Origin of the sequence: Streptomyces sp. TLI_185 (assembly GCF_003814765.1) — a bacterium.
Taxonomy (GTDB): Bacteria; Actinomycetota; Actinomycetes; order Streptomycetales; family Streptomycetaceae; genus Streptomyces.
The window spans coordinates 5,117,873-5,142,020 of sequence record NZ_RKRB01000001.1; the positions used below are offsets into that span (position 1 = coordinate 5,117,873).

The following is a 24,148-nucleotide window of genomic DNA, read 5'->3' on the forward strand; positions in this document are numbered from 1 at the left end:
ACAGGCCGAGCAGCGCCCCTGCGCCTAGGCTGACGCCATGGCACCGAACATCGCGACCAACACCCGCGTCTCCCTCGACGAACTGCTGGACTTCGTACGGCCCCGCCACCGCGCGATCCTGCTGACGCGCAGGGCCGACGGCGGCCCGCAGGCCTCGCCGCTGACCTGCGGGGTCGACGACTCCGGGCGGATCGTCGTCTCCACCTACCCCGACCGGGCCAAGACCCGCAACGCCAAGCGGGACGAGCGAGTCAGCCTCGTCGTCCTGAGCGACGACTGGAACGGGCCGTGGGTGCAGGTGGACGGAACGGCGGAGGTCATCGACTCGCCGGAGTCCGTGGAACCGCTGGTGGAGTACTACCGGAACATCGCCGGCGAGCACCCGGACTGGGACGAGTACCGGGCGGCGATGGTGAAGCAGGGGAAGTCGATCATCCGGGTCACTCCCGAGAAGTGGGGGCCGGTGGCCACGGGTGGGTTCCCGGCACGGCTGGCCACTGAGGAGTAGTCAGCCCCGGGCCACCATCGCCTCGATGCCCGCCACCAGCAGGTCCAGGGCGAAGTCGAAGTCCCGCTCCCACATCTCGTGCACGGTGTCGCCGCCGCGGGCCGCCATGATGTCCTCGGACTCCTTGACGACCTCGGCGGCCTGCGGGTCCTGCGTCACCGCGCTCATGGCGTGCTTGAAGTACTCGTCCGCGGTCATTCCGAAGTCGGCGCTGCGGGCGTTGAAGTGGCCCTCGATCGTTCCGAAGCCGTACACGAACTGGAAGACGGACGAGATGGCCGCCGCCAGGCCGTGCGTGGGCAGGCCGGTGCGGCGGATGACGCGTTGCACGACGCGGGCGAAGGCCAGGTTGTTCGGGCCGATGTTGAGGAAGGTGCCGGCCAGCGACGACAGCCATGGATGGCGGACCAGCAGCGAGCGGTACTCCCTCGCCAGCGCCCGCAGCTGGTCGCGCCAGTCCTCGTCGGCATCCGGGTCCGGCAGGCCGATCTCGCCGAAGACCGCGTCCAGGGCGAGTTCGAGGAGGTCGTCCTTGGTGTCGACGTACCAGTAGACGGACATCGCGGTGACGTTCAGCTCGGCGGCCAGCCGGCGCATGGAGAACTTGGCCAGCCCCTCCCCGTCCAGGAGGCGGACGGTCACCTCGGTGATCCGGTCCCGGTCGAGCCCCGACGGCTGACCGCCGCGACCGCCCCGGCGCACCTTGCCCTCCAGCCACACACTGGTCCGCGCCGCCCGCTCGGCTGCCCTCACCATTGGCGCACCTTCCTAGACTTACGTCGACTGATCACGATGCTAGGTGGCAGCCGCCCCAAAGGGGCGCGGGGCTGTGTCGATACGGCTCCGCCGCGTGAGCGCGAGAAACCACGACGAGCCCGCAGCCGCCCGGCAACCGCTGCACCCGAGCTCCTAGGCGACCACCACCCCCGAGTCTGCCCGCTCAGCGCGACGCAGCAACGCGGCGGCCAGGAACCCACCCAGCAGTACCGCCACCGCCCCCACCAACTGCCCCGTCTCCAACCCCGCGGCCAACCGGGCCGACGGAACCCGGGAGCTGAGTACCGCGCCGAGCACGGCGACCCCCAACCCGTTTCCGAATTCCGCGAGCGTCCCGTTGATCCCGGCCCCCACCCCCGCCTTCTCCGGAGGAATCGCGCTCATGATGGCGTGCGCCATCGCCGGGTTGGCGATCGCACACCCCCACGCCGATCAGCAACAGCCCGACCAGCGTCCCCGCATAACCCCCGGAGTCCAGCAGTGCGATGGACACCAGCCCACCCGCCATCAGCACCATCCCCAGCGCGACGGACACCGGCGTACCGAGCCTGGCCGACCACTTCGCCGACAGCCCCGAGAAGTTCAGCGCGACGACCGTCAGCGCGAGCGGCGCCGTCCGCAGACCGGCCTCCAAGGGGCCGTAACCAAGCACGAGTTGCAGATGCTGGGTGAGCAGGAACAGTGCCCCGCCCATGCCGAAGGTGATCAGCACCGCTCCGGCCACCGCTCCGGTGAACCGCCGGTCCCTGAAGAAGTGCAGGTCGAGCATGGGGTACCGGATCCGGGTCTCCCAGTACGCAAAGGCAGCCAGGACCAAGGCGGCGACCGCCGCCGTGCCGAGGACCCGCACCGACGTCCACCCGTGCTCCGGCCCGGAGATGACCGCGAACACCAGCGCGGCCATGCCGATCGTGGAGAGCAGTGCGCCGAGGAGGTCGGGGCGGTCGCCGCGCTCCGGGGGTCCGGGGGTTGTCCCCCGGGAAGACGCAGCCCTGGACTCCGGAACCAGGGCCACCACCGCCATCAGTCCCAGCGCCACCACAGGCAGGTTGACCAGGAAGATCGCTCCCCACCAGAAGTGGTTCAGCATGAACCCGCCGAGCAGCGGACCCGCCGCGAAACCCAGCGCGTTGACCGCCGCCCAGATGCCGATGGCCTTCGGCTGCTCGTCGGGCGTGAAGATCTGCATCGCCACGGCCAGGGTGGTGGTCAGCAGCAGCGCACCGCCCACGCCCATGCCGGCCCGTGCGGCGATCAACTGGCCCGTGCTGCCGGCCAGTCCGGCGGTCAGTGAACCGGCCCCGAACAGCGCCAGGCCCGCGATCAGCATCTTCTTGCGGCCGTAGCCGTCGGCCGCGCTGCCCGCCGTGAGCAGCAGGCCGGACTGGACGAGCGAGTACGCGTTGATCATCCACTGAATGTCGGAGGTGGCCGCGCCCAGCTCCCTGGTGAGGGAGGGGATCGCCACGTTCAGGGCGGTGTTGTCGAGCAGCACGGTGAGCTGGGCGAGACAGATGACACCGAGGATCAGTCGGCGTTGGGGGTGGCCCTGGGACCGGCTCTGAGGGGACGCAGACATGCCATACACCGTATAGCTGGCTACTATACGGTGTACAACACTTTTTCTCCGTCAGGTGTGGTCTGCCTGTCTGCCTGTCTGCGGGTTGCTAGCTGCTCGCCTTCTGGGTCAGGTCGTAGAAGGTCGACGAACCGACCGTCACCTTCTTGAAGTTCCTCTCGACCCACGACGTGATCTGCGAGGACGTACCGCTGCTGCTGCCGCCCATGCCGCCACCGCCCGTACCGGACGAGATGAAGTAGTGGATCCTGCCGTCGGCCACGTACTGCTTGAACTGCGCGAGGGTCGGGGACGGGTCGGTGCCGTTGAAGCCGCCGATGGCCATCACCGGGTCGCCGGTGGAGAGCTGGTAGCTCGCCGCGTTCTGCGCGCCGATGGCCGCCGCGACCCAGGTGTACTTGGACGAGTCGGTCTCCAGCAGCTTCTTGGCCTGGGAGCTGACGCTCGCTCCGTTCAGCAGGCCACCGACGCCACCGCCGCCGCCCATGCCGCCGCCCGTCCGGCCGCCGGGCATACCGCCCTGCTGGTTCCGGGTACTGCCGTTGCCGTTCTGCTGACCCGGCATGCCGCCGCCCGGGAAGCCGTTGCCGTTCTGGGTGGTGCCGTTGCCCTGGGTGTTGCCGTTGCCGTTCTGCTGGTTCTGCTGGCCCGGCATGCCGCCGCCCATGCCGCCCCGCATGCCGCCACCGCCGCCGGGGCCGCCCCGGCCGCCGCCCATCATGCTCGCGCCGGCCGGGCCGGCCGTGACGATGGAGCCGGTGTGCGCACTGTTCACGGTGGACAGGGTGTACGCGGTCGGGCCGGCCAGGGAGGCCAGGATGCCCACGGCGGCCGCCCCGAGGGCGAGCTGCCGGTTGATCCGGCCCGCGAAGATCAGGCCGAGGGCGGCGACCAGGCCGCCGACCAGGACCAGGTACTTCAGCCAGGGCAGATAGTCCGAGGTGCGGTTGAGGAGGACGTAACCCCAGGCGGCGCTCGCCACGACGGCGGCCGCGAGGGTGAGGGACGCCCAGGTCTCGCGCCGCCTCTCCCACAGGAGCGCGGAGCCCATGCCGACCACGGCCGCGAGGTAGGGGGCGAGGGCCACCGTGTAGTACTGGTGGAAGATGCCCGCCATGTAGCTGAAGACGACCATGGTCAGGAGCAGCGACCCGCCCCATACCAGGAACGAACCGCGGGTCACGGACGTCCGCTTGTACTTGCGCGTCGCCACCAGGCCCGCGACGAAGAGGATCAGCGCGGCCGGCAGCAGCCAGGAGATCTGGCTGCCGACCTCGGAGCTGAACATCCGGTCCCAGCCGGTCTCGCCCCACATGCCGGTGCCGCCGCCTCCGCCACCGCCGCCGACGCTGCCGGTCTCGTTGCCGCTGAGGCGGCCGAAGCCGTTGTAGCCGAAGGTCAGCGAAAGGAAGCTGTTGTCCTGCGAGCCGCCGATGTACGGGCGGGAGGAGGCGGGCCACAGTTCGACGATCGCAACCCACCAGCCGCCGGCGACCACCAGCGCGGCCGTCGCCGCGGCCAGTTGCCCGAACCGCTTCTTCAGCGACACCGGCGCGCAGACCGCGTAGACGATCGCGAGGGCCGGCAGGATCAGGAAGGCCTGCAGGGTCTTGCCGAGGAACGCGAATCCGATCGCGACACCGGCCCACACCAGCCACTTCGTACGGCCGTCCTCCAGGGCGCGGACCACGAAGTAGCAGGCGGCCGACATCAGCAGCGCCAGCATGGCGTCCGGGTTGTTGAACCGGAACATCAGCGCCGCGACGGGAGTGAGCGCGAGGACCGCGCCCGCGATCAGTCCGGCCGCGGGGCTGAACCGGCGGCGTACGGACGCGTAGACGACGGCGACCGTCGCGAGGCCCATGAGGACCTCGGGGACGAGGATCGCCCACGAGTTGAGGCCGAAGATCCGCACCGACAGCTCCATCGGCCACAGGGAGGCCGGGGGCTTGTCGACGGTGATGGCGTTGCCCGCGTCCAGCGATCCGAAGAAGAACGCCTTCCAGCTCTTGCTGCCCGCCTGGACGGCCGCCGAGTAGAAGGAGTTGGCGTAGCCGGAGGCGCTCAGGTTGTAGAGGTAGAGCAGACCGGTGGCGAGCAGCAGGCCGAGGAAGGCCGGGCGCACCCAGCGCGGGTCCTCGGGGCGGCCGGGCCAGAGTCTGCGGACGAAGGGCTGCTCGGGTTCACCGGATCCGGGAGCCGGGGCGGCCGGGGGAGCCGCGGGCTCCTGCACCTCCGTGGTCGCCGTCGGCGGCGGGCCCCACGCGGAGGGACCCGGCTGGGTCGGCTGGTCGTAGTGGGTGGTCATCGTCAGTCCCTCGGCTCGGTGTCGGTCGGGCGCACCGGCTGCAGATGCATGGTGGCGTCCTCCCAGCGCTGGTCCGCGACTTCACCGGCGCGGAACTGGGTCGTGTGGTGGTTCTGGTTCGGCACGTTCTGGTACGGCAGGTTCGGGCGCGCGCCGGGGCGCTGCGGCAGCGGGGGCTGCGGCTGGTACGCCTGCTGCCGGTACTGCTGCGGGTGCCGGGCCGTCGCATACGTCGGCGAGGACGGGGTGTGCGATGCCACCACGGTGGACTGCACGCTGTCGCTCTTGTCGGGGAAGACCCAGGCGCGGAACAGCAGGAAGCGCAGCACGGTCGCCGCGAGGTTGGCGGCGACGAGGACCGCCAGCTCGGTGGAGTGCCCGGGGTCGGACGTCGCCGCGTTCAGGGCGGCGAGCGAACCGCTGGTCAGCGCGAGCCCGATGCCGAAGACGACCAGGCCCTGCGCCTGGTGCCGGACGGCGCCGCCGCTGCCGCGCACTCCGAAGGTGAGGCGCCGGTTGGCCGCCGTATTGGCGACCGCGGAGACCAGCAGGGCCAGCGCGTTGGCGACCTGCGAGCCGCCGAACTGCCGGAAGAGGCTGTAGAGGACGAGATAGAAGAGGGTCGACAGACCGCCGACCACACAGAACCCGACAAGCTGGCGGGCCAGCCCCTTCGGTACGTCCTGGATGTCGCGGTCGCGCGGGTCGTCGCCGAAGGGCCGGGTGATCCGGTCCAGCGGCAGCGACCCGGTGGCCAGGGCCTTGCCCACCCGCCACACCCCCTTCAGGTCCTCGGTCGCCGTCTTCACGATGTGGACGGTGGAGTCGGGGTCGTCGACCCAGTCGACGGGAACTTCGTGGATACGAAGACCCGCACGCTCGGCGATGACGAGCATCTCGGTGTCGAAGAACCAGCCGGTGTCCTCGACCAGCGGCAGCAGCACCTGCGCGACATCACGCCGTATCGCCTTGAAGCCGCACTGCGCGTCGGAGAAGCGGGCCTGCAGCGAGCCGCGCAGGATCAGGTTGTACGCCCGGCTGATGAACTCCCGCTTGGGTCCGCGCACGACGCGGGAGGAGCGGGCCAGCCGGGAGCCGATCGCCAGGTCCGAGTGACCCGAGATCAGCGGCGCCACCAGCGGCAGCAGCGCGTTGAGGTCGGTGGAGAGGTCCACGTCCATGTAGGCGAGGATCGGCGCCTCGGAGGCGGACCACACGGTCCGCAGGGCGCGACCGCGGCCCTTCTGCTCCAGTCGGAAGTTGGAGACCTCGGGGATCTCCGTCTCCAGCCGCGCCGCCACCAGCGGGGTGGTGTCGGTCGACGCGTTGTCCGCGATCGTGATCCGGAACGCGTACGGGAACGTGTGCTTGAGGTGGTCGTGCAGTCTCAGCACACACGGCTGGAGGTCCTTCTCCTCGTTGTAGACGGGGATCACTACGTCCAGGACAGGCGTACCGGCGTCGCCGGCCGGGAGGTGCTCCCGCGCCGGCAGGGTGCCGGGAGAAGGGTCGGTTCGCATGGAAGCGACTCTGGTCAAGTGCCCTGTTGCACCCATGTGGTGGCACTGTGGTCTGCCTGTGAGTGCGATTGCCAATTCGTTTCGGGGGCGGGCCCGGGCAGCACCGGGGCGAGCGCCGGCAGATGCACGGTGAACACCGTGCGTCCCGGAACGCTGTCCACGGACACGGCACCGCCGTGCGCGGTCGCAACGGCCTGCACGATCGCCAGACCTAGGCCGGTCGACCCGGAGGCGCGGGAACGCGACGAATCACCGCGCGCGAACCGCTCGAAGACGTGCGGGAGCAACTCCGCCGGAATCCCCCGCCCGTTGTCCTCGACGTCCACGCACATCCACGGGCCGCGCCGCTGTAGTCGTGCGGTGACGGTCGTACCTGGCGGGGTGTGCTTGCGGGCGTTGCCGAGCAGGTTGACGAGCACCTGCTGGATGCGTGCGGCGTCCGCCGACACCAGCGCGGGTTCATCGGGCAGATCGAGCCGCCAGTTGTGGTCCATGCCGGCCGCACGGGAGTCGCTGACCGTGTCGACGACCAGCGGGATCAGGTCGGTCTGCTCGAACTGCAGCGGCCGTCCGGCGTCGAGACGGGCGAGCAGAAGAAGGTCTTCGACCAGCAAGGTCATCCGGCCCGCCTCGGACTCGATACGGCCCAGGGCGTGCCGGGTGTCGGGCCCGACCTGCTCTCTGCCACGTCTGGTCAGCTCGGCGTACCCGCGGATGGAGGCCAGGGGAGTGCGCAGCTCGTGGCTGGCGTCGGCGACGAACTGCCGCACCCGCATCTCACTCTGCTGCCGCGAGTGCAGCGCACCGTGCACGTGATCCAGCATCCGGTTGAGCGCGGCCCCCACCTGCCCGACCTCGGTGTGCGGGTCGGTCTCGGACTCGGGAACACGCTCGCTGAGGTTCACCTCGCCGGTGTGGAGGGGGAGTTCGGAAACTCGGGTCGCGGTGGCCGCGACTCGGCGGAGGGGGCGGGTGGCCAGGCCTACGAGGACGTAGCCGGCGATTACGGCTGCGCCCAGGCCGGCAGCGGTGACGCTGACCTCGACGAGGATCAGCGTGTTGATAGTGCCGTCGACTTCCTCGGCGGGGAGGGCCACGTAGTAGGAGTACTTGGCGTTGCTGGCGTACTTGACCTGGTAGGTGCCCAGTCCGGGCAGCTCGACCGTGTGAACGTTGTTGTCCTGGGGAACGGAGTTGAGCACCTTCATCTGGGCATCCGTGAGCCCCTTGGCGCTCATCGCATAGTTGTTCGAGGAATCGGCCTTCACACCGCGCTGGGCGGCAGTGATGGTGCCGTTCACGATCTTGGCCGCGATCATGCCGCCGTCCCCCTGCGGCCCCCTGGCGACGAACACGTCAAGTCTGGTCTCCGGGACCGTCTTGTCCTTGTCCTGCCCGTCGGGCCCGCCGTTGCCCTGGACCGGCCCGCCGAAGTCCCGGGGCGCCACCCGTGCCGCGACCTCGCCCAGCTTGTCGTTGAGCTGGTCGTACAGGTGCCGCCTGAGCACCAAGGTCGTCACCGTACCGATCACCGCACACACCACGGCGATCAGCACCACGGAAGCGACGACGAGCCGCGCCCGCAGGGTGCGCGGCTGTCCCGCTCGTCGCTTCTGCGTACGCGGTCGTCGCCGTCCGCTCATGACGCGGCAGGCTTGATCAGGTAACCGGCTCCCCTCCGGGTGTGGATCATCGGCTCACGACCGGCGTCGATCTTCCGCCGCAGATACGAGATGTAGAGCTCGACCACATTGGCCTGCCCACCGAAGTCGTACGACCACACCCGGTCGAGTATCTGCGCCTTGCTGAGCACACGCCGCGGATTGCGCATCAGGAAGCGCAGCAGCTCGAACTCGGTGGCGGTGAGGTGTATGCCCTCCCCGGCCCGGCTGACCTCGTGGCTGTCCTCGTCCAGCGTCAGGTCGCCGACGACCAGCACGGAGTCCGAACGCCGATCGGCGGCACCGGAGCGGCGGATCAGCCCCCGCAGCCGTGCAACGACCTCTTCCAGGCTGAACGGCTTGGTGACGTAGTCGTCGCCACCGGCGGTGAGACCGGCGATCCGGTCCTCGACCGCGTCCTTGGCAGTCAGGAACAGAACCGGCACGTCCGGCAGCTCACGGCGCAGCCGCCCGAGCACCGTCAGCCCGTCCATGTCCGGCAGCATCATGTCGAGAACGACGGCGTCGGGCCGGAACTCCCGCGCGGTCTGGATGGCGCCCGTGCCATCCCCCGCACTCCGGATCTGCCATCCCTCATAGCGAAGGGCCATGGACAGCAGCTCGGTGATCGACATCTCGTCGTCCACCACAAGCACTCGGACGGGGCTCCCGTCCGGCCTCAGCAGTTCGGTGCGCCCCTGGGGCGAGGTCGTGGTCATGGTGGACACACTGTCGGGATCCTCTGAGAGCTCCCTTTCGACAACCTGTGATTTCCCTGAGAAACGCACAGGCGCCTCTCAGGCAACCCCTGGGAACCTCCTGACCTGCGGAACCTGCGCGAACCCGGCCTCCATCAATGGTGAGGGCGGGGTGATCAGGGCGTAAAGCCTGCCTGTGGGATCTCACAGCCCGAACAACCGCGCCCCGTTGTCATGGCACACGGCCCGCAGCCACTCGTCACCCAGCCCCAGCCGCTCCAGGGCGTGCAGCTGATGGACGTACGGATACGGGATGTTGGGAAAGTCGCTGCCCAGCAGGATCCGGTCGCCGAGGTCGCCGAGCCGGGGCAGCGCCCGCCGCGGGAACGGCGCGAGCCGCTCGCTGAAGTCCGTGAACGCCATCGTCGTGTCCATCCGCACCTCCCGGTACCGCTCGGCAAGGTCGAGGAAGTCCTCGTACTCCGGCATCCCCATGTGCGCGACGACCAGCCGCAGCCGGGGATGCCGGGCCAGCACCCGCCCGACCGGCTCCGGCCCGGTGTGCTTGCCGGGCGCGGGCCCCGACCCGCAGTGCATCACCACCGGAACCCCCGCCTCGGCCAGCAACCCCCAGGCAGGGTCGAGTAGTTCGCTCGCGGGGTCGTACGCCCCCACCTGCACATGCGCCTTGAAGACCCGCGCCCCCGCGTCGAGAGCTTCCTGCACGTAGGGTGCAACGCCTGGCTCCGGAAAGAGGGTTGAGGTGTGCAGACAATCCGGAGTTCGGCCGGCGAAGTCCGCGGCCCAGCTGTTGAGCCACTGCGCCATACCCGGCTTGTGCGGGTAGAGCATGGCGGTGAAGCGACGTACGCCGAACTCCCTTATCAGCGCGACCCGTTCCTCTTCCTCCTTCCGGTATGTGATGGGCCATTCGACGCCGCCGGTCAGCGGCCCCAGTGAGTCGAAGTAGCCCCAGACCTTGCGCAGCACCCGCTCGGGCATGAAGTGGGTGTGCACGTCGACCAGCCCGGGCAGCCCGAGCCGCTGCCAGAACCGCCGCACATCCTCGGCCTCAGGCATACGCCCTCGCGAATCCGTAACTGCGCTCGCTCATGTCGTCCACGATCGACCGGACAGGGATGGGGTGTCCATAGCGCCTACCAAAAGAGATCCAGTAGGGGTTGCGGGGCTGCCAACGGCGCCGGGACGTCTCCTCGGGTGCGCCTCATTGAGCACTGCGCATCGTGAAGTGCACGTCGCGGTTCTGGTGTGCGTGAGGTTCGGGAGGGTGCAGCTACGGGAGACCTGGAGCGGATCATCGCTCGCCTGGAGCGAACTGACGAGCCGAATCCGTGTCCCGGCGGATTTGGGTTCGCGGCACATGGAGATCTGACGGGCGAACAATGGGCCCCAGTGGAGCCTCTGTTGTCGAGGTTGCACTCCGCGTTCTTGGCCGTAGCCCGCGAACCGTGCGACGCCATCGCGCGTTACGGCAGAGAGCGACTATCGGGGAATCGGGAGCGGGAACGCAGGTATTCCCACTCGTCAGAGACATGGCCGGACGATTCCGCAGGGGTCACACGATTGGCCGCGCCCGAGATGAAACCTGCCGCAGGAGTAGGCAGAGTGATGGACAAGGGGGCAACACACCAAACACCAAACACGCCTGGAGATATCCATGTCACGAATACTCGCGATCGGCGCCGCCCTTGGCTTCGCTCTCGCTGCCACGGCCGGATCCGCGATGGCCGCACCGTCAGTCCTTCACACCGCCACAAAGACCACAACGGTCCAGTCCAGCACGATCGCCTATCACCACGGCGATGATGGCGATGGCGACTGCAACGGCGTCGGCAACCAGTGTGCATGACACCTATCCCCGCGTGAGATAGGGGCAGGCAGAGGAGGAGGGCTTTATGCCTGTCATTTCCTCCTCTGTCTCCCTAACGCACAACACTCACTCTACGAATATGCCGCGGTCGGTGTCGGCCTCGCCATAGACCCAGATCCAGGAGGCAGCCTGTTACACCGGATTAGCCCAGAGGTTAGTCGGGTTTGCCAATTCACTGCTCATCTTGATTGTTGAAACGTTGGTTGCCGCTCGTGTCCAGCGGACTTCGAAGTAGCCAGATTCCACGACCCCGCGGCCGGTCCGGCTTGGCGGGACACGGATGACCGAGCCGAGCACCAAGGCGCGGGCCGCGCCCTCACCATGGTCAAGCGGCCCCGTTGGGTGTCGGGCGCTGTCCCGGTGGCCAACCAGACAGGGCGACCGCGGCGGCACGCCCGGCGATGGCACGTCGTAGCACTGGGCAGTGTGCATCGTGAAGTTGCAGGCCACGGGTCTGGTGTGCGCGGGGTTCGGGATGCCCGGGCCGGCGGCGGGCGGATGACTTCGGTGAAGATCGTCGGCAGCGGGATACTTCGTGGTTCGTCAGGACCAGTAGGGCCCTCACCAGGGCGGTCGCCCACTTCGGAGGCCGACCTCTCCCGGATGATCGTGTGGCTCAAGAGGCTTCCGCTCCGGTGACGATTGCGTCGATCTCAGCCTGGCGGGACGTCGGTCCGCCAGTGGCTCGCACATGCAGGACGCGCCCGGGCCAATACTCCAGGTCACGCCAGGGGTCTGGACAGCTTCCTCCGCCTTACTGACCGACTCCCAACCTGAACCGCATGGCCGAGGCGCCGCACGCCGGCCCGTCCAGGTTCGACCGACAACTCAGAACAAGCCGTCCTGCGCGCTGGGTCCACGCTTGAACTCCTTCATCGGAAGGGTGAGTTCGCCCTCTCGTACAGGTCCCTCGACAGGAAGCAACTCCCACCCCCGCATCAACCGCGTATCCAGCACAACGACGCCACGCCCGGCCACCAGATGCAGATCCGGCCCGGCCGCCGCAACCAACCGCCCGGTCACCACCCCGCCCGCGACAAGCTCGGTCACCTCGCCGACGGCGGCCGGCAGGTCGGCGAGCCCGAACACCTCGGCGTGATCGACCGGTTGGCAGGGCTCACGGGCGAGTGACTCCGGCCAGCCGTCGAGTGCGAGCGCCCGCCCGTGCAACTCCTCGACCTCTGCCGCCCGCTCCGCCTCCGCCACCGGCAACCCGGACCGCACTGCCCGCTTCTCGGCGTACGGAATCCGGTCCGGCACCTGGAGCGCGGCCCGCAGCAACTCCTCGGTGCGCCGCGCCGCCATCAGCGGCCCCACCCCCAGCCAGCTGAAGCACACCGCACCCTGCTCAAGCAGCCGTGCGGAGCCCCGCTCCTCGGCCGTGATCCCGACCTTGACCATGCCGGGCCCGAACCACGCCAGATACATGTGGTACGGCCGCGGGTCGTCCGCGATCGTGTCGGCGGCCACCGAGTGCGCCCGGTCCAGCCGCGCACACTCCTCGCACCGCGCCCCCGTACTCCGCCCCGGCACGACCGCCCGCACCGGACACGCATGTCCACGCGCGCCCACACATGTCCGCACACCCCCGTCCGCGACCCCGAAGGCCACCCGTTTCCCCCAGGTCAGCGCCGAGCGCCGCCCGCCGTCCCACGCCAGCACGGGACCGCCTGCCGCCCACCGCAGCCCCGAGCACTTCCATGCCTGTGCCATTGCCTTCGAGAGTAGGGGGCGCCACTGACAACGGACCGTGGCGAGGGCATTCGAGCAGGTCGGTGCCCCGATACAGCCGCTTCAGCGCCCTGATTCAGCGATGGCAGCGGGCTCCGGCTCCGCGCCGGCGACCGCGACCGCCGCGCCGGACGACGCCGCCATACGCCTCGCTCCCCTCGCTCCCGGCACTCCCCGTCCGCGCCCGGCCAGCCGGCATCCGACGCACCCGGGATGCCCCTCCCGCGCCGCCAGATCCCGTACCCGCCATCCCCACTGCTCCCTGGGCCGCCGCCCCGGCGGCTTGCCCCATCCCGCAAGGTGCAGCGCCCAGGTGACCAGGACGCTCACGACCACGGTGCCGAGCCCTCCGGCCAGGGCGATCACCGAGGCCGTACACACCCCCAGCCCCAGCACCACGGCCCCTGCGGTCGCGACCGCGAAACCGGTCCAGCCCGCGACCGTGTGCCCCTCGTCATACTGGTGTGCGCTCATGTACCCGCCTCCCCGAGGACGAACGGGATCCGGACAGAACCAGACACCGCGCCTGCCCAGGTCCCTAACGTCCTAAGAAATTTAGCGCATAAACCTCTCACGATCTAAGGGAATCAGGGAATCCGTAATGCAAGCCAAGCCGCGCCCGACCGCCACCCCGGCCCAGGCGCTGTCGGCAATGGACCACCTCATCGCGACCAGCCTGATCGGCCAGCAGGAGATGGCCCAGCAGATCGGTCTGAACGTCACCGACCTGACCTGCTTCGCCTACGTCATCGAGGCCGGCGAGAACCTGCTCACGGCCGGTGACCTGGCAGCCCGCGCCCACGTCACCACGGGCGCGGTCACCGGAATCCTCAACCGCCTGGAACGCGCCGGTTACGTCATCCGCCGCCCCGACCCGACGGACCGCCGCCGGGTCCGCGTGGCCGCCCTGCCGGATGCGGAGGCCCGCGTCCGCGAGGTCTACGAGCCGTACTACGCCCGCCTGAACGAGCTCTTCGCCGAGTACTCCCCCGACGAAATCGCCGTACTGACCGACTGGTTCACGCGCGCAAGCGCGCTGGCGGCCGGCTACCTGGAGGAACACTGCCGAACGGACTGAGCCCCGGGCGGCACGCATCGCGTAAACCGGCCGCTGCACGCGGCGGGGCCAACTCCCCGGCCAGTCAGACCTGCTGCAGGCCGCCCCCCGCCCGCACCGAGCCGCTTCAGCAAGAGGGGGGCCGGCACGGCCACCTCCACCCTCGATACGGGAGGCCACTCCATGGTTGCGGCGACCGGGCGGCGGCATCGTTGAACCCGACGGATCCCGGAGCCTGACCGCCCGCCCAGCCGGAAGGAAACCGCCATGAAGCCGCTCCTGCCCTCCCAGACGAGCACCACCATGGACGACCCGACCGAGGAGCACCTCCACGAGAACGACCTCGCCCCACTGCTCGCCGCCTGGGACCTGGCACACCCGACCCTCGCCGACCCGGAGTGGCGGCACCTGCTGGACGAGCTCGCCCACCCCTGCACCACTGAGGCCTTCCACCGCCTGGCAGCCGCCGCTTGAACTCGTCCATCTGTGTCAGCGTCAGATCACGACGACCACGAGGCCCCGAAATCCTTCGGGGCCTCAAATGCGTGTGAAACCAACAGGATTCGGGCTTGCCGCCGACCGGGCTGACGGCGACCGGTTCGCCCGGTTGCGCGCTATTGACCCCGTATGCCAGCCCCGAAGAGCGCGGCGAGACATATCGGATTAGCCTCCCAAATGAGCGCTTAATGGATCTTTGATGGCGCGCTCACCCGACCCAAGGAGGAGTCATGCGCAAGCTTCACAAGGCCGCTGTCGCGGCCGCCATCCTCGGTAGCTTCACCCTCATAGCCACCGGCACCGCCACCGCCCAGCCCGCCAACCTCATGCATGAAGGCGGCGGCTGCAAGTCCCACGACCTGAACGTCGACATCCTCGGCCAGGTCGGCGTGCTACCCGGCCTGGCCGGCAACATCCTCAATGGCGAGGGCAACGCGGGCGGCATGAACAACCACGTCGGCTCCAGTACCTGCGATTAGGTGGCCACTGATCGCGTCACATAGCTGACCGACTTGGGTCTCGGCGCCCGGAGCACAGCTCCGGGCGCCGAGCGCTGTCTCCGCCCACGGGCCACCGCCCCCTGAAACGCAAGAGGCCCCGGATCTTTCCGGGGCCTCTCACCTGTGTGCCGTCGTCGCCGCCGGGACTGCCGTCAAACAGGTGCCCTGGGTGCCGGCGGGCAGCGCCGAAGTCTGCCGGCCGACGAGGCCGGCCGACACCGGGCCAGCCCTGACCGTCCGCGGCGCCGAGTCCCGTGCCCTCCTTGGGCAGAAGGCCGCACGCAGAAGACCGCAGACCAGCAGTCGGCTCCAGATACCGCGCGGCGTTTCAAGCGGAGTTCCCGCGGCGGGACCTGGCCCGCAGGAACAGCGCCCCCGCCCCGGCGGCGAGGAGCGTGCCGCCCACGGTCCAGGCCGCCACACTGAGGCGCGACGACCCGAAGGGATGCGCGGCCGAGCAGGCCTTTCCCCGGGCGGCGCCCACGAGGCGCAGCCGGGCCCATGGCTTGTCGGGGCCGCTCTGGCCGACGTCATGCCGGTAGACGACGTAAAGGCCGGGCGCGGCATCGCACTTGAGGGTGGTGGCGGCGGTCAGGACGGCCTTGGCGCCGCGCAGTACGGGGCGGTCGGTGAAGGCGCGGGAGATGAGGCTGATGTCCCCGTCCGCTCCCTCGTCGTCGTTGTCGGTGATCGTGATGCGGTTGCCGGCCCGGAAGGTCCGCACGTCCCACTCCGACTGGGGCCAGGTGGTGTCCGCAGCCCAGCGCTCCTCCGGGTCGGGCCGGGGCAGCTTCTTCACCTTGTCGCGGCAGGCCCGGCGCGCGGCCTCGTCGACCGGCTCGACACGCACCCGCGCCCAGCGGAACGGATGCTCGTCCGGGCCCACGTCTCCGGCGCCACGCCGCAGGACCGGATAGGTGCCGGGCTCGGCCTCGCAGGCGATGGTCACGGTGGTGGTCAGCAGGGGGTCCATCATGCGCAGCTTGCCCGTCGCGAGGAACACGGACGAGCGCATGGTGTCGCCGTACAGCGCCTCGCCCTGCTTGGCATCGACCGTCAGCGTCTCGCCGGGCCGCACCGACCTGACGCTCGAGTACGTGAGCGATGCCGTGGGCTGCGAGACCGAGTCCGAGGCCGCAGCCGGTCCGGCCGCCAGGAGAGGCAGCAGGAGCGGGAGCGCCGCCCACGCGGCGGTACGGAATCTGTCCATCGCCGTTGTGTGTCCTGTCTTTTGACGTTGTGCCGGACAGCACCGCGGAGGTCAGTATGCTGGCCACCTTCACTGTCGAACTGGTGTGCGATTAAACAGCTCGGCATCACTCACCGTCCGGCTGACTTCAAGACGGAAAGACACCTCGTTGCGTTCCAGATACAGATGGGTTCCGGCCCTGGCCCTAGGTCTGTGCGTGGGCATACTCAGCGCCGGACCGGCCTCCGCCGCGTCCGGCACTCCCCCCACTCCCGCAAAGGGACCGGGTCTCAGCGAGGAGGAGAAGTACTGGACGGCGGACCGCATGGACAACGCGGTCCCGGCCGACGCCGCACCGGGTCCGGCCGCCGCCAGGCACGGAATCAGCGCACAGCGCGGCGCCGCCCACCGGCCGCCGCCGTCCGGCACGCCCGCGCCCGAGCACTTCGCCGGCCACAGGACGGTCGGGACCTTCTTCTTCGACGGCACGCCCCTGGGCGGCCCGAAGACCTACTGCACGGGCAGCGTCGTCCACACGGCCGCCAAGGACATCGTCCTGACCGCCGGCCACTGCGGAATCGGCCTGCAGGGGGCCAAGCACCGCATCTTCGTGCCGATGTACCGCAGCGGTAAGTCCGCCGCCGAGCAGCCGTACGGAGTCTTCCCGGTCGCCCGGATGTACCTGGACGCGCGCTACACGAAGAACACCAAGACGGCCGCGTCCGACCTCGACCTGGCCTTCGCCCAGGTCGGCGCCAACAGCCGCGGCGAGGTGGAGGACGTGGCGGGCGCCCTGACCTTCACGCCCACCAGCAGCTACCACCACAAAGTCACTGTCATCGGCTATCCCGGCTCCGGCACCGTCAACCCCGGCCACCAGCCGGTCCGCTGCCCCGTCAGCACCTCCCAGCTGCCGGGCTTCCGCCAGCTGCGCATGACCTGCAAGGGCTTCTACGGCGGTGTCTCCGGCGGCCCCTGGATCGAGGACTACGACAGCACCACCGGCACCGGCAAGGTCATCGGCAACACCGGCGGTTACAACGGCGGCGGCAACGACGCCAACGACGACTGGGTGACGTACGCACCGGTCTACGGCAAGGACGCCCAGGACCTGTTCGACCACGCCGCCGCCCATCAGCAGCTGGGCAGGAAGCCGCCCTACGAGGGGTCGCGGGACCCATGGCTGCCCGGCTCGGCGGCCTCCTGGCAGCACGCCGGACTGCTGGCCTCGGGCGACTTCCGGCAGACCGGCCACAGCGACATGATCGTGGTCTGGACCGACGGCGAGGTCACGCTCCACCCCGGCAACGGACACGGCGGCTACGACACCGAGCGACGGCTGCTGGCCCCCAACGGCACCTGGAAGAACGCAGTCCAGATCGCGGCGGGCCGCTTCAACGCCTCCCAGCACGTCACCGACCTGATCGTCGCTGGGTCGACGGCGAACTGACCCTGTACACCAACGTCGGCGCCGGCACCTTCGGACAGGAGCACAAGCTCAAGGACCGAACGACACTTGGAAGAAGGCCACGCTCCTCACCAGCGGCGAGTTCTCCGGCAACACCAAGTGGGACCTCATGGTGCGCTGGGTCGACGGTGAACTCGACAACTACGTCGGCACCACCGCCTCGGGCCTGGGCAGCGAGCAGCGCATCCTCGACCCCAACAAGACCTGGACCCACGACACGGCCATGACGACCGGCAACTACTCCGGAAACGGGCGCACCGACGACCTCGTCATCCGCTGGTCCGACGGTGAGACCACCATGTACACCGACACGGGAGCCACCCGGCTGGGAACCGAGCACACGCTCGTGGCCCCGACCTCCTGATCAGACGGACACCGATGTGGAACCCCGCCACCGACAACGCAGGCTTGCCCTCTGTCGGTGGCGCAACCTCACCAGACCACCCGTGATCCCCTGGCGGCTACCCCTCCGGCTGATCAACCGTCGCCGTACTGGACCGACTTACGCCGCGGGAAACGCCGAGAGCCCCGGATCTCTCCGGGGCTCTCGACCTGTGTGCACTCGGCAGGATTCGAACCTGCAACCTTCTGATCCGTAGCTCTACAGAGATCGGTCAACAAGGGGCATAGAGGCCCCCTACGGTCCCTCACAGTGGCTGACGATCATGGTTGGTCACTGTGGTTGCTGTGCTTCGCTGCTGTACGTACTGGGTGCTTCGATCAGATGGAGTTGATCTGCCATGCGATCACGCCTGTAGATCCTTTGGTGCCATCGACATCGATGCGTACCGGCAGCTTGTGCGCGGTGATGCGTTGCTGCACCACTGACTGATCACACGGCACTTCGGTCTTCGGCCCGGTGATCGCCGGTGAGAATGTCAAGTGCGCGCTGCCGCTGCCGACGCACACCAGGTTGAGCTTGTATGTCTTGCCCTGGCTCAGGGTGGGCTCTGTGTGGATGCCGTCGGTCACGCGCTCCGCGCCAGCTTCAACCATTGTCCCGCCTTGAACGGCGGCAAGGGCCGCCTGGGCCTGGTCGGTGAGCTTCTTCTCCTGTGCCTTGCTCGCAGCCTGAGACGCGCTCGCCGCGGTCCGTGACGACGTCGTGTTGGCGGCCTCACCGTCACCGCTGTCAGAAGTGCAAGCGGTCAGCAGCAATGCCGATGCTGCTACTGCGCATCCGGCGAACCAGGCCCGGGGGCTCAAATTGGTCATGAGGAGGTTTCCCAGTACTTCCAACCGGTTTCGGACGTGGGCAAGGTCGCTGATCCATGGCCGATTTCGACGGTGTTGCAACTGCTGCCACTGTTGGAACGCCACTTCTTCCAGTGTGTCTTGTAGCCCCACGAACCGTACTGCACATGCCCGTACTTGTTCGGGCTGATGGGGTGGGAGTAGTTGTGGCCGACGGAGATAGATACGCTGCCGCCGACCTTGATGCTGATGGTGGTCTTGGCTTTCGCGAGGAGCGCCCCTGCCGACCATTCACCGCTGCCCGAGAATTCGGCGGAAATGGTGCCGCCCTTGGTCACGGACACCGCGACGGTGCCGCCCGGACCGTCCTTGTCGCTGGTGCCGTTCCACCAGGACGGGATGAAGTACTGCGTCTTCGACGTGTAGGTGTACCAGGTCTCCGGCCTGTCACACATGGTCGGATGCTTGTCGCTGAGCGGCTGGTCGTCGGTGTCTTCCCAACCCTGTCTGTCGTTGATTTCCGTCGTTTGATCGGCGGATATCGCTGTGCTGTCGGACGCCGTGCTATCGGACGGCGTCTCCTCAGCGGTGGCAGTGCCCGCAGTCACGAGACAGAGAAGCAATGCAGTGGCAGCGCCGGTCACAGCGCGCCGTGAGCTGATGCCCATGTGACACCTTTGCTGGTTGACCGCCCCCGTGGCGATCGAGCACTTGGACACTATGCGCAGGGCATGTCCGCGACAATCAGTTGATCGAAGTTCTGAGGGGAACTTGAGGATCTAACGTGTCCCTTTGGTTTTCTCGGTGCCGAGCGGGCAGTTCAGAAACCAGGTCGGCGGAGTCTTAATGGCTGAGGCAAGCTACGGCCACGCCGGCATGCGCGAAGAGAGGCCCGCCCCACGGTCGGGAACGGGCCTCTGTCCTGCGTGACCCCAAGCAGACGTGACCTTTGCCCCTCGATGCGAACTACGGGCGTGAAGGTTGCTGAGGTCTGCGGACCTGGTCAGTCAGCCTTTGATGGATCAGAGGGTTCGCTAGCGGCCAGCGTGGTTGCTGTACTCCGCTGCTGTACCGCCCCTGCGAATAGGACAGTCGTCAGAGCGAGGGCATCGACGTAAGCGCTCACCACATCAGCCGCTCTGCTCCATGTGATCACGACGACTACCACCACTGTGATCACCCACGGCCTCAGGCCGGGGTTTGACAGCCTCCACGGGGGAAGGGCCAAACTCATGCTTGAACCTCCTACGGTTCGGGCCCACCCGGTCGCCTCGCCTGCAAGCCTGCGACTGGGTGGGTGCTTCGTGTGCCCGAGGCGGGAGGCAGCTTGTTTTATAGGGGTCGGCCGCGCTCACTAACCCGCCGATCTGTTGACCGCGAACTGGAAGAACACCCTTCACTTTCGGGCATGCGGCCATCCCTCCCCCCTTCTCGGGCTGCGACTGGCGCCGCATACTCGGATTCTTTAGCACTCCACCCAGGACGTGCAAACGTGCAGGTCAGAGCGGGTTCTCCACAAATTACTTTCGTAGACGACTTGCGCAGACCACTTGCGCAAGCGAAAGTCGCGGACAGCTTTCGCGAATAACATTCGCGGACGACATTCCCGGACAGCTTTCGCGAACACGGGTCCTGCGAACCAAATGTGTGGCGCACATTGCCGAGCGGTCGGCGGAGTCTTAATGGGCGAGTCAAGGGTCGCTCGGGCTGTCAGGCGTCGCCGTCGGCGGCCTCTTCGAGCAGGTCCATGGCGCGGTTGTGGAAGCGGCGTTCGGCGTCGCGGCACGGGGCATTGAAGAAGGCTCGTTGTGCTTCGGCAAGATCGCAGTGCAGTAGGCCCATGGTGACGAACACGGCTTCCACTCCGTGACACCCGTTGTCCTTGAGGAACTGCTGGAGTGCGTCTGTGTCGCCGGTTGCCTCCCAGACGGGCCGGGCGGTTTCCTGCATGGCAGCGATGCGTGCTGATCGTTCTGCGTCGAAGCCCACTGGGGTCCGCCTCTCTGGTTTGGCCCGCAGGCTATCGCCAGGTAGGCGGGGTGCGCTGGCCCGTTTAGGCGGCTTGGGCGAGGGGTGGATGGAGGGTGAAAGGCCGGTCGTCACGCAAGAGCGCCCACAGGACATTGGCACGTCGGCGGGCGAGGGCGATGACGGCTTGGACGTGCTTGCAGCCCTCGGCTCGTTTTTTCACGTAGTAATCGCGGTTGGGGCCTTCGCGGATGATGCTGGTCTGGGCGGAGAGATAGAAGACGCGGCGGAGGCGTCGGCTGTATCGCTTGGGGCGGTGAAGGTTGCCGGTGCGGCGTCCCGAGTCGCGTGGAACGGGCACTAGGCCGGCGGCGGAGGCGAGGTGGCCTGCGTCTGCGTAGGTGCTCAGGTCACCGGCTGCGACGATGAACTCGGCTCCCAGGATGGGGCCCATGCCCGGCAGGGACTCGATGATGTGGGCTTGGGGATGGGTGCGGAAGGTCTGCCGTATCTGCTGGTCGATGTGCTTGAGCCGGTCGTCCAGGGCGAGGACCTGTGTGGCGATGTCCGCGGCGATGTTGGCCGCGACATCCTGGCCGGGCAGCGTGACGTGCTGAGTCCTGGCGGCCTGCAAGGCGGTGGCGGCGACTGCGTCGGGGTTGCGGACGTTGCGTCCCCTGAGCCAAGCGGTGAGGCGAGCTTGGCCGTGGCGCCGTATGGCTGCCGGGGTCTGATGCCGGGTGAGCAGGATGAGCGCGCCTTTGTGATCGGCGTAGTCGAAGGCCCGTTCCAGAGCGGGGAAGATCCCGGTGAGCACGTCGCGGAGCCGGTTGAGCATGCGGACCCGGTCGGCGATCAGATCGGTGCGGTGGGCGGTCAACAGAGCCAGATCGGCTGCCAGCTGTGCGGGGACTCTGATCGAGGTGAAGTCCCGCCGCAGCCGGGCGGTGTCTGCGATCACGTAGGCGTCGCGGGCGTCGGTCTTGGCTTCACCGCGGTAGGACCCGGACATTCGGTTGACCGTCCGGCCGGGAACGTAGAGGGCCTGTTGGCCGTGGGCGGCGAGTAAGGCCAACAACAGCGCAGACGCGGTACCGGCGATGTCAACGGCCCAGTGGACCTGGTCGGCGAGGGCGAGGATCTCGTCGAGGACGGTCAGAATCGCGCTCTCGTCGTTGGAGACCTTCTTGCTCCAGATCGTTGCCCCGGTTTCGTCGACCGCGGCAAGCCAGTGATGGGCTTTACCGGCGTCGATCCCGACCCAGAGGCGGGTCAGCTGCTCGGCCATGTGCGTCTCCTCGGTTCAGGGCAGCATGCCGTTCGGCCCGAGGCACACCCGCCGTCAGCTCCGTAAACAGCGATCAATGCGCAGATCTCAATCAGCGGCCAGGCGTCCCGAAGAGCGGGGCGGCCACTCCACCGGAGCCACCGGGGGCAAGCGACTTTAGAGCCACACCCCACTCTTCCGGACCGCCAAACAACTTACGGAGCGACTTTGGCCGGGAGCTGCTTTGGCGCGAGTGATCATGGCCCCGTAAGCTTCCGGCGCGTCGGGCAGTCTGTTGACCTGCCCGTTAAAGCACGACGTTGGGGCCATGATCTTCGAGGCTCGCGCCAAAGTGGCTGGCTAAAGTCATGCCAAGCGTCGGCGCGAGGCTCAGCGGTGCTGCGCCATCGGCGAGTGCTGTGAGGCTCACCCGTCGCGACGCGTCGTCCAAGCGGCCCGTGACGCCCTTCGTGCGGCCCTCACTCATGCCGTGACTGAGGAAGAGCTCAGCAAGAACGTGGCCTCCCTGCTCAAGGTCCCCAAGCCCCGGCGGAGGAGGATCAAACCGTGGTCGGTCGCCGAAGCCGGACGGTTCCTCGCCGACTGTGCCGCTCGCGGGGACCACCTGTTTGCGGCCTGGATGCTCGTGCTCTGCCTCGGCCTCCGCCGGGGTGAGGTCCTGGGCCTGACCTGGAAGTCCATCGACTTCGAGACCGGCGAGATCTATGTGGATCAGCAGATCCAACGGGCCGGGCGTCAGATCCTCCACCGCGAGACCAAGACCGAGGAATCCGACGACTTCCTTCCCGTGCCGGCGCTTTGCCTCAAGGCGCTTCGGATGCGTCGCGCACAGCAGATCGGCGACCGGAAAGCCGCCGGGGAGCTCTGGCAGGACACCCGTGGGCTGGTCTTCACCACGAAATACGGCACTCCGATCGAACCGGGCAACCTCACCCGCATGTTCGCCCTGCGGGCTCGCCGCGCCGGGGTCCGAGTCATCCCGCTTCGGAACACCCGTCACACGTGCAGCTCGCTCCTGGTGGCGCTCAAGGTGCACCCCAAGGTGGCCCAACGCATCCTGAGGCACTCTCAGATCGCCATGACGATGGAGGTCTACGCGGAAGCGAGCGAGGAAGAGGTACGCGCAGCACTCGGCAAGCTGTCCGAAGCGATGGGCGGCAGCGGCACCGCCTAGTCGAGGCCCGTTGCTGTACTTCGCTGCTGTACGCCCCTGAAATGCCAGAAGCCCCGGAGTGATCCGGGGCTTCTGACCTGTGTGCACTCGGCAGGATTCGAACCTGCAACCTTCTGATCCGTAGTCAGATGCTCTATCCGTTAAGCTACGAGTGCTTGTTTTGTTTTCCTGCCGGTCCTGGTCCTTTCGGCCCGCTCGCGGCGACAGGAAGAACATTACATGACTGCCGCCGCCATGTGAAATCCGTTTGCCGCACCCCTTGTGAGCTGCGGAAACACCTCTACGGGCGCCTCTTGGAACGACGAAGCCCCGGTCGCGTGGACCGGGGCTTCGGTGATCATGCGCGGAGGCGGAGGGATTTGAACCCTCGATGGGCTTGAAGGCCCAAACCGCATTAGCAGTGCGGCGCCATAGACCGGACTAGGCGACGCCTCCAGCACAGCCGCCCGCGCGAGCGCGAGTGGTGCGTGCAGATGATGACACAGTCGAGCGTGCTGTCACCAATCGACTCCCACGGTACTAGGCAGGCAGGCCGCAGAGCAAAGTCCTTTCGGTCCGTGCCGACCTGTGCGTGCCGAGCGGGACGGTGGGGCGTTAGTCAGGTCATGTTCGCTCGGATTCTCGTCGTCGCCGCCACCGCCGCTGCCTCCGTCGTGCCCGCCGTCGCCCACGCCGATGTCGGCCGCCCCGCCCTCGCACCGCCGCCCGTGCAGGACGACGACCGGGCCGGCGACCACCTCACCGTCACCGTCCGGCATGCGGGCGACGGTACGGACGGGACGTTCGACCTCTACTGCCATCCCGGCGGCGGCGACCATCCCGATGTCAGCGGCGCGTGCGGGGCGCTCGATCGTGTCGCCCGGTGGGGCAGGGACACCTTCGCATCCGTGCCCGAGGACAGCGTCTGCACCATGCAGTACGGCGGGCCCGCCACCGCGCATGTCACCGGGAGGTGGGCGGGGCGGCCCGTCGACGCGTCGTACGACCGCAGCGACGGGTGTCAGATCGGCCGCTGGGACCGGCTCGTGCCGTTGCTGCCCGATCTGCGGCCCCAAGGACAACCGTAGGGACTGGGACTCGCACCGGGTTCTCCGGGCGAAACCCAGGACTCCGTGAGAGTCCGGCGAAGGTCTCGCGAA

Annotated in this window: 20 protein-coding genes, 2 tRNA genes and 2 pseudogenes; 8 read left to right on the forward strand and 16 right to left on the reverse strand. The window is 68.3% G+C overall.

The features are described from left to right. Positions 1-37 precede the first annotated feature (37 nt). Positions 38-508, forward strand: coding sequence for a PPOX class F420-dependent oxidoreductase (locus EDD92_RS23535; RefSeq protein ID WP_123966141.1), 471 nt, complete (start codon positions 38-40; stop codon positions 506-508). Here EDD92_RS23535 and EDD92_RS23540 read toward each other — a convergent pair whose 3' ends face one another. The 9 genes and pseudogenes from EDD92_RS23540 to EDD92_RS23580 form a co-directional block, all read right to left on the reverse strand. Beyond that, positions 509-1,264, reverse strand: coding sequence for a TetR/AcrR family transcriptional regulator (locus EDD92_RS23540; RefSeq protein ID WP_030938626.1), 756 nt, complete (start codon positions 1,262-1,264; stop codon positions 509-511). 153 nt (positions 1,265-1,417) lie between these two features. Then, positions 1,418-2,864 (reverse strand): annotated as a pseudogene (locus EDD92_RS23545) (MFS transporter). An 88-nt stretch (positions 2,865-2,952) separates the two neighbouring features. Further along, positions 2,953-5,172 carry a glycosyltransferase family 39 protein gene (locus EDD92_RS23550; RefSeq protein WP_123966142.1) on the reverse strand — a complete coding sequence of 740 codons (2,220 nt, stop codon included), beginning with the start codon at positions 5,170-5,172 and terminating at the stop codon, positions 2,953-2,955. A 2-nt stretch (positions 5,173-5,174) separates the two neighbouring features. Continuing rightward, entirely contained in the window at positions 5,175-6,692 is a 1,518-nt protein-coding gene (locus EDD92_RS23555) for a bifunctional glycosyltransferase family 2/GtrA family protein (protein WP_123966143.1), read from the reverse strand. A 14-nt stretch (positions 6,693-6,706) separates the two neighbouring features. After that, positions 6,707-8,335 (reverse strand): HAMP domain-containing sensor histidine kinase, encoded by a 1,629-nt coding sequence (locus tag EDD92_RS23560; RefSeq protein ID WP_123966144.1) that lies wholly within the window; start codon positions 8,333-8,335, stop codon positions 6,707-6,709. After that, positions 8,332-9,072, reverse strand: coding sequence for a response regulator transcription factor (locus tag EDD92_RS23565; protein ID WP_311736776.1), 741 nt, complete (start codon positions 9,070-9,072; stop codon positions 8,332-8,334). Before EDD92_RS23565 ends, EDD92_RS23560 begins: the two co-directional genes overlap by 4 nt. 183 nt (positions 9,073-9,255) lie before the next feature. Next, a complete protein-coding gene (locus EDD92_RS23570) occupies positions 9,256-10,131 on the reverse strand; it encodes an amidohydrolase family protein (protein WP_123966146.1) in 876 nt (291 codons plus the stop codon). A gap of 1,639 nt (positions 10,132-11,770) precedes the next feature. Continuing rightward, positions 11,771-12,655, reverse strand: coding sequence for a DUF2797 domain-containing protein (locus EDD92_RS23575; RefSeq protein WP_123966147.1), 885 nt, complete (start codon positions 12,653-12,655; stop codon positions 11,771-11,773). An 81-nt stretch (positions 12,656-12,736) separates the two neighbouring features. After that, positions 12,737-13,147, reverse strand: coding sequence for an HGxxPAAW family protein (locus EDD92_RS23580; RefSeq protein ID WP_123966148.1), 411 nt, complete (start codon positions 13,145-13,147; stop codon positions 12,737-12,739). A gap of 127 nt (positions 13,148-13,274) precedes the next feature. Between EDD92_RS23580 and EDD92_RS23585 the strand changes: the two genes are divergently transcribed. From EDD92_RS23585 to EDD92_RS23595, 3 genes are all read left to right on the forward strand, one after another. Beyond that, entirely contained in the window at positions 13,275-13,751 is a 477-nt protein-coding gene (locus tag EDD92_RS23585; RefSeq protein WP_123966149.1) for a MarR family winged helix-turn-helix transcriptional regulator, read from the forward strand. Positions 13,752-13,997: 246 nt separating this feature from the next. Then, on the forward strand, positions 13,998-14,204 hold the full coding sequence (locus EDD92_RS23590) for a hypothetical protein (protein WP_123966150.1): 207 nt from the start codon (positions 13,998-14,000) through the stop codon (positions 14,202-14,204). A 254-nt stretch (positions 14,205-14,458) separates the two neighbouring features. Continuing rightward, the gene (locus tag EDD92_RS23595) at positions 14,459-14,707 is read left to right on the forward strand and encodes a hypothetical protein (RefSeq protein ID WP_123966151.1); all 249 of its coding nucleotides are present in this window, start codon (positions 14,459-14,461) and stop codon (positions 14,705-14,707) included. A 349-nt stretch (positions 14,708-15,056) separates the two neighbouring features. On the opposite strand, the gene EDD92_RS23600 is transcribed toward EDD92_RS23595, so the two are convergent. After that, complete coding sequence (locus tag EDD92_RS23600) at positions 15,057-15,938, reverse strand: hypothetical protein (protein ID WP_123966152.1); 882 nt, start codon at positions 15,936-15,938, stop codon at positions 15,057-15,059. 196 nt (positions 15,939-16,134) lie between these two features. Between EDD92_RS23600 and EDD92_RS23605 the strand changes: the two genes are divergently transcribed. Further along, positions 16,135-17,367 carry a serine protease gene (locus tag EDD92_RS23605; RefSeq protein ID WP_260326705.1) on the forward strand — a complete coding sequence of 411 codons (1,233 nt, stop codon included), beginning with the start codon at positions 16,135-16,137 and terminating at the stop codon, positions 17,365-17,367. Positions 17,368-17,494: 127 nt separating this feature from the next. Continuing rightward, positions 17,495-17,749, forward strand: a complete 255-nt coding sequence (locus EDD92_RS51285; RefSeq protein WP_260326706.1) for a hypothetical protein — start codon at positions 17,495-17,497, stop codon at positions 17,747-17,749. 356 nt (positions 17,750-18,105) lie between these two features. Here EDD92_RS51285 and EDD92_RS51290 read toward each other — a convergent pair whose 3' ends face one another. The 4 genes from EDD92_RS51290 to EDD92_RS23625 all read right to left on the reverse strand — a co-directional run bounded on the left by EDD92_RS51290 (position 18,106) and on the right by EDD92_RS23625 (position 21,835). Continuing rightward, positions 18,106-18,600 (reverse strand): hypothetical protein, encoded by a 495-nt coding sequence (locus EDD92_RS51290; RefSeq protein WP_260326707.1) that lies wholly within the window; start codon positions 18,598-18,600, stop codon positions 18,106-18,108. Beyond that, positions 18,597-19,247 carry a hypothetical protein gene (locus EDD92_RS23615; protein WP_260326708.1) on the reverse strand — a complete coding sequence of 217 codons (651 nt, stop codon included), beginning with the start codon at positions 19,245-19,247 and terminating at the stop codon, positions 18,597-18,599. The genes EDD92_RS51290 and EDD92_RS23615 overlap by 4 nt, the downstream gene beginning before the upstream one ends. A 1,042-nt stretch (positions 19,248-20,289) precedes the next feature. After that, positions 20,290-20,568, reverse strand: a complete 279-nt coding sequence (locus tag EDD92_RS23620; RefSeq protein WP_123966153.1) for a hypothetical protein — start codon at positions 20,566-20,568, stop codon at positions 20,290-20,292. Between the two features lie 64 nt (positions 20,569-20,632). Then, positions 20,633-21,835 (reverse strand): IS110 family transposase, encoded by a 1,203-nt coding sequence (locus tag EDD92_RS23625; protein ID WP_123966154.1) that lies wholly within the window; start codon positions 21,833-21,835, stop codon positions 20,633-20,635. 370 nt (positions 21,836-22,205) lie between these two features. On the opposite strand from EDD92_RS23625, the pseudogene EDD92_RS23630 reads away from it, so the two are divergent. After that, positions 22,206-23,009, forward strand: a pseudogene (locus EDD92_RS23630) (site-specific integrase); the annotation flags it as partial. Positions 23,010-23,091: 82 nt separating this feature from the next. Here EDD92_RS23630 and EDD92_RS23635 read toward each other — a convergent pair. Then, positions 23,092-23,164: transfer RNA gene (locus tag EDD92_RS23635), tRNA-Arg, on the reverse strand. Positions 23,165-23,353: 189 nt separating this feature from the next. After that, positions 23,354-23,444: transfer RNA gene (locus EDD92_RS23640), tRNA-Ser, on the reverse strand. Positions 23,445-23,614: 170 nt separating this feature from the next. Here EDD92_RS23640 and EDD92_RS23645 point away from each other — a divergent pair. Beyond that, complete coding sequence (locus tag EDD92_RS23645; RefSeq protein WP_123966155.1) at positions 23,615-24,076, forward strand: SSI family serine proteinase inhibitor; 462 nt, start codon at positions 23,615-23,617, stop codon at positions 24,074-24,076. Positions 24,077-24,148: the final 72 nt, after the last annotated feature.

Excerpts from the sequence above, each read along its gene's own strand:
- EDD92_RS23535 (WP_123966141.1), top strand. The coding sequence starts at position 38 with ATGGCACCGAACATCGCGACCAACACCCGCGTCTCCCTCGACGAACTG.
- EDD92_RS23540 (WP_030938626.1), bottom strand. The coding sequence starts at position 1,264 with ATGGTGAGGGCAGCCGAGCGGGCGGCGCGGACCAGTGTGTGGCTGGAG.
- EDD92_RS23550 (WP_123966142.1), bottom strand. The coding sequence starts at position 5,172 with ATGACCACCCACTACGACCAGCCGACCCAGCCGGGTCCCTCCGCGTGG.
- EDD92_RS23555 (WP_123966143.1), bottom strand. The coding sequence starts at position 6,692 with ATGCGAACCGACCCTTCTCCCGGCACCCTGCCGGCGCGGGAGCACCTC.
- EDD92_RS23560 (WP_123966144.1), bottom strand. The coding sequence starts at position 8,335 with ATGAGCGGACGGCGACGACCGCGTACGCAGAAGCGACGAGCGGGACAG.
- EDD92_RS23565 (WP_311736776.1), bottom strand. The coding sequence starts at position 9,072 with ATGACCACGACCTCGCCCCAGGGGCGCACCGAACTGCTGAGGCCGGAC.
- EDD92_RS23570 (WP_123966146.1), bottom strand. The coding sequence starts at position 10,131 with ATGCCTGAGGCCGAGGATGTGCGGCGGTTCTGGCAGCGGCTCGGGCTG.
- EDD92_RS23575 (WP_123966147.1), bottom strand. The coding sequence starts at position 12,655 with ATGGCACAGGCATGGAAGTGCTCGGGGCTGCGGTGGGCGGCAGGCGGT.
- EDD92_RS23580 (WP_123966148.1), bottom strand. The coding sequence starts at position 13,147 with ATGAGCGCACACCAGTATGACGAGGGGCACACGGTCGCGGGCTGGACC.
- EDD92_RS23585 (WP_123966149.1), top strand. The coding sequence starts at position 13,275 with ATGCAAGCCAAGCCGCGCCCGACCGCCACCCCGGCCCAGGCGCTGTCG.
- EDD92_RS23590 (WP_123966150.1), top strand. The coding sequence starts at position 13,998 with ATGAAGCCGCTCCTGCCCTCCCAGACGAGCACCACCATGGACGACCCG.
- EDD92_RS23595 (WP_123966151.1), top strand. The coding sequence starts at position 14,459 with ATGCGCAAGCTTCACAAGGCCGCTGTCGCGGCCGCCATCCTCGGTAGC.
- EDD92_RS23600 (WP_123966152.1), bottom strand. The coding sequence starts at position 15,938 with ATGGACAGATTCCGTACCGCCGCGTGGGCGGCGCTCCCGCTCCTGCTG.
- EDD92_RS51285 (WP_260326706.1), top strand. The coding sequence starts at position 17,495 with ATGGTGCGCTGGGTCGACGGTGAACTCGACAACTACGTCGGCACCACC.
- EDD92_RS51290 (WP_260326707.1), bottom strand. The coding sequence starts at position 18,600 with ATGACCAATTTGAGCCCCCGGGCCTGGTTCGCCGGATGCGCAGTAGCA.
- EDD92_RS23615 (WP_260326708.1), bottom strand. The coding sequence starts at position 19,247 with ATGGGCATCAGCTCACGGCGCGCTGTGACCGGCGCTGCCACTGCATTG.
- EDD92_RS23625 (WP_123966154.1), bottom strand. The coding sequence starts at position 21,835 with ATGGCCGAGCAGCTGACCCGCCTCTGGGTCGGGATCGACGCCGGTAAA.
- EDD92_RS23645 (WP_123966155.1), top strand. The coding sequence starts at position 23,615 with ATGTTCGCTCGGATTCTCGTCGTCGCCGCCACCGCCGCTGCCTCCGTC.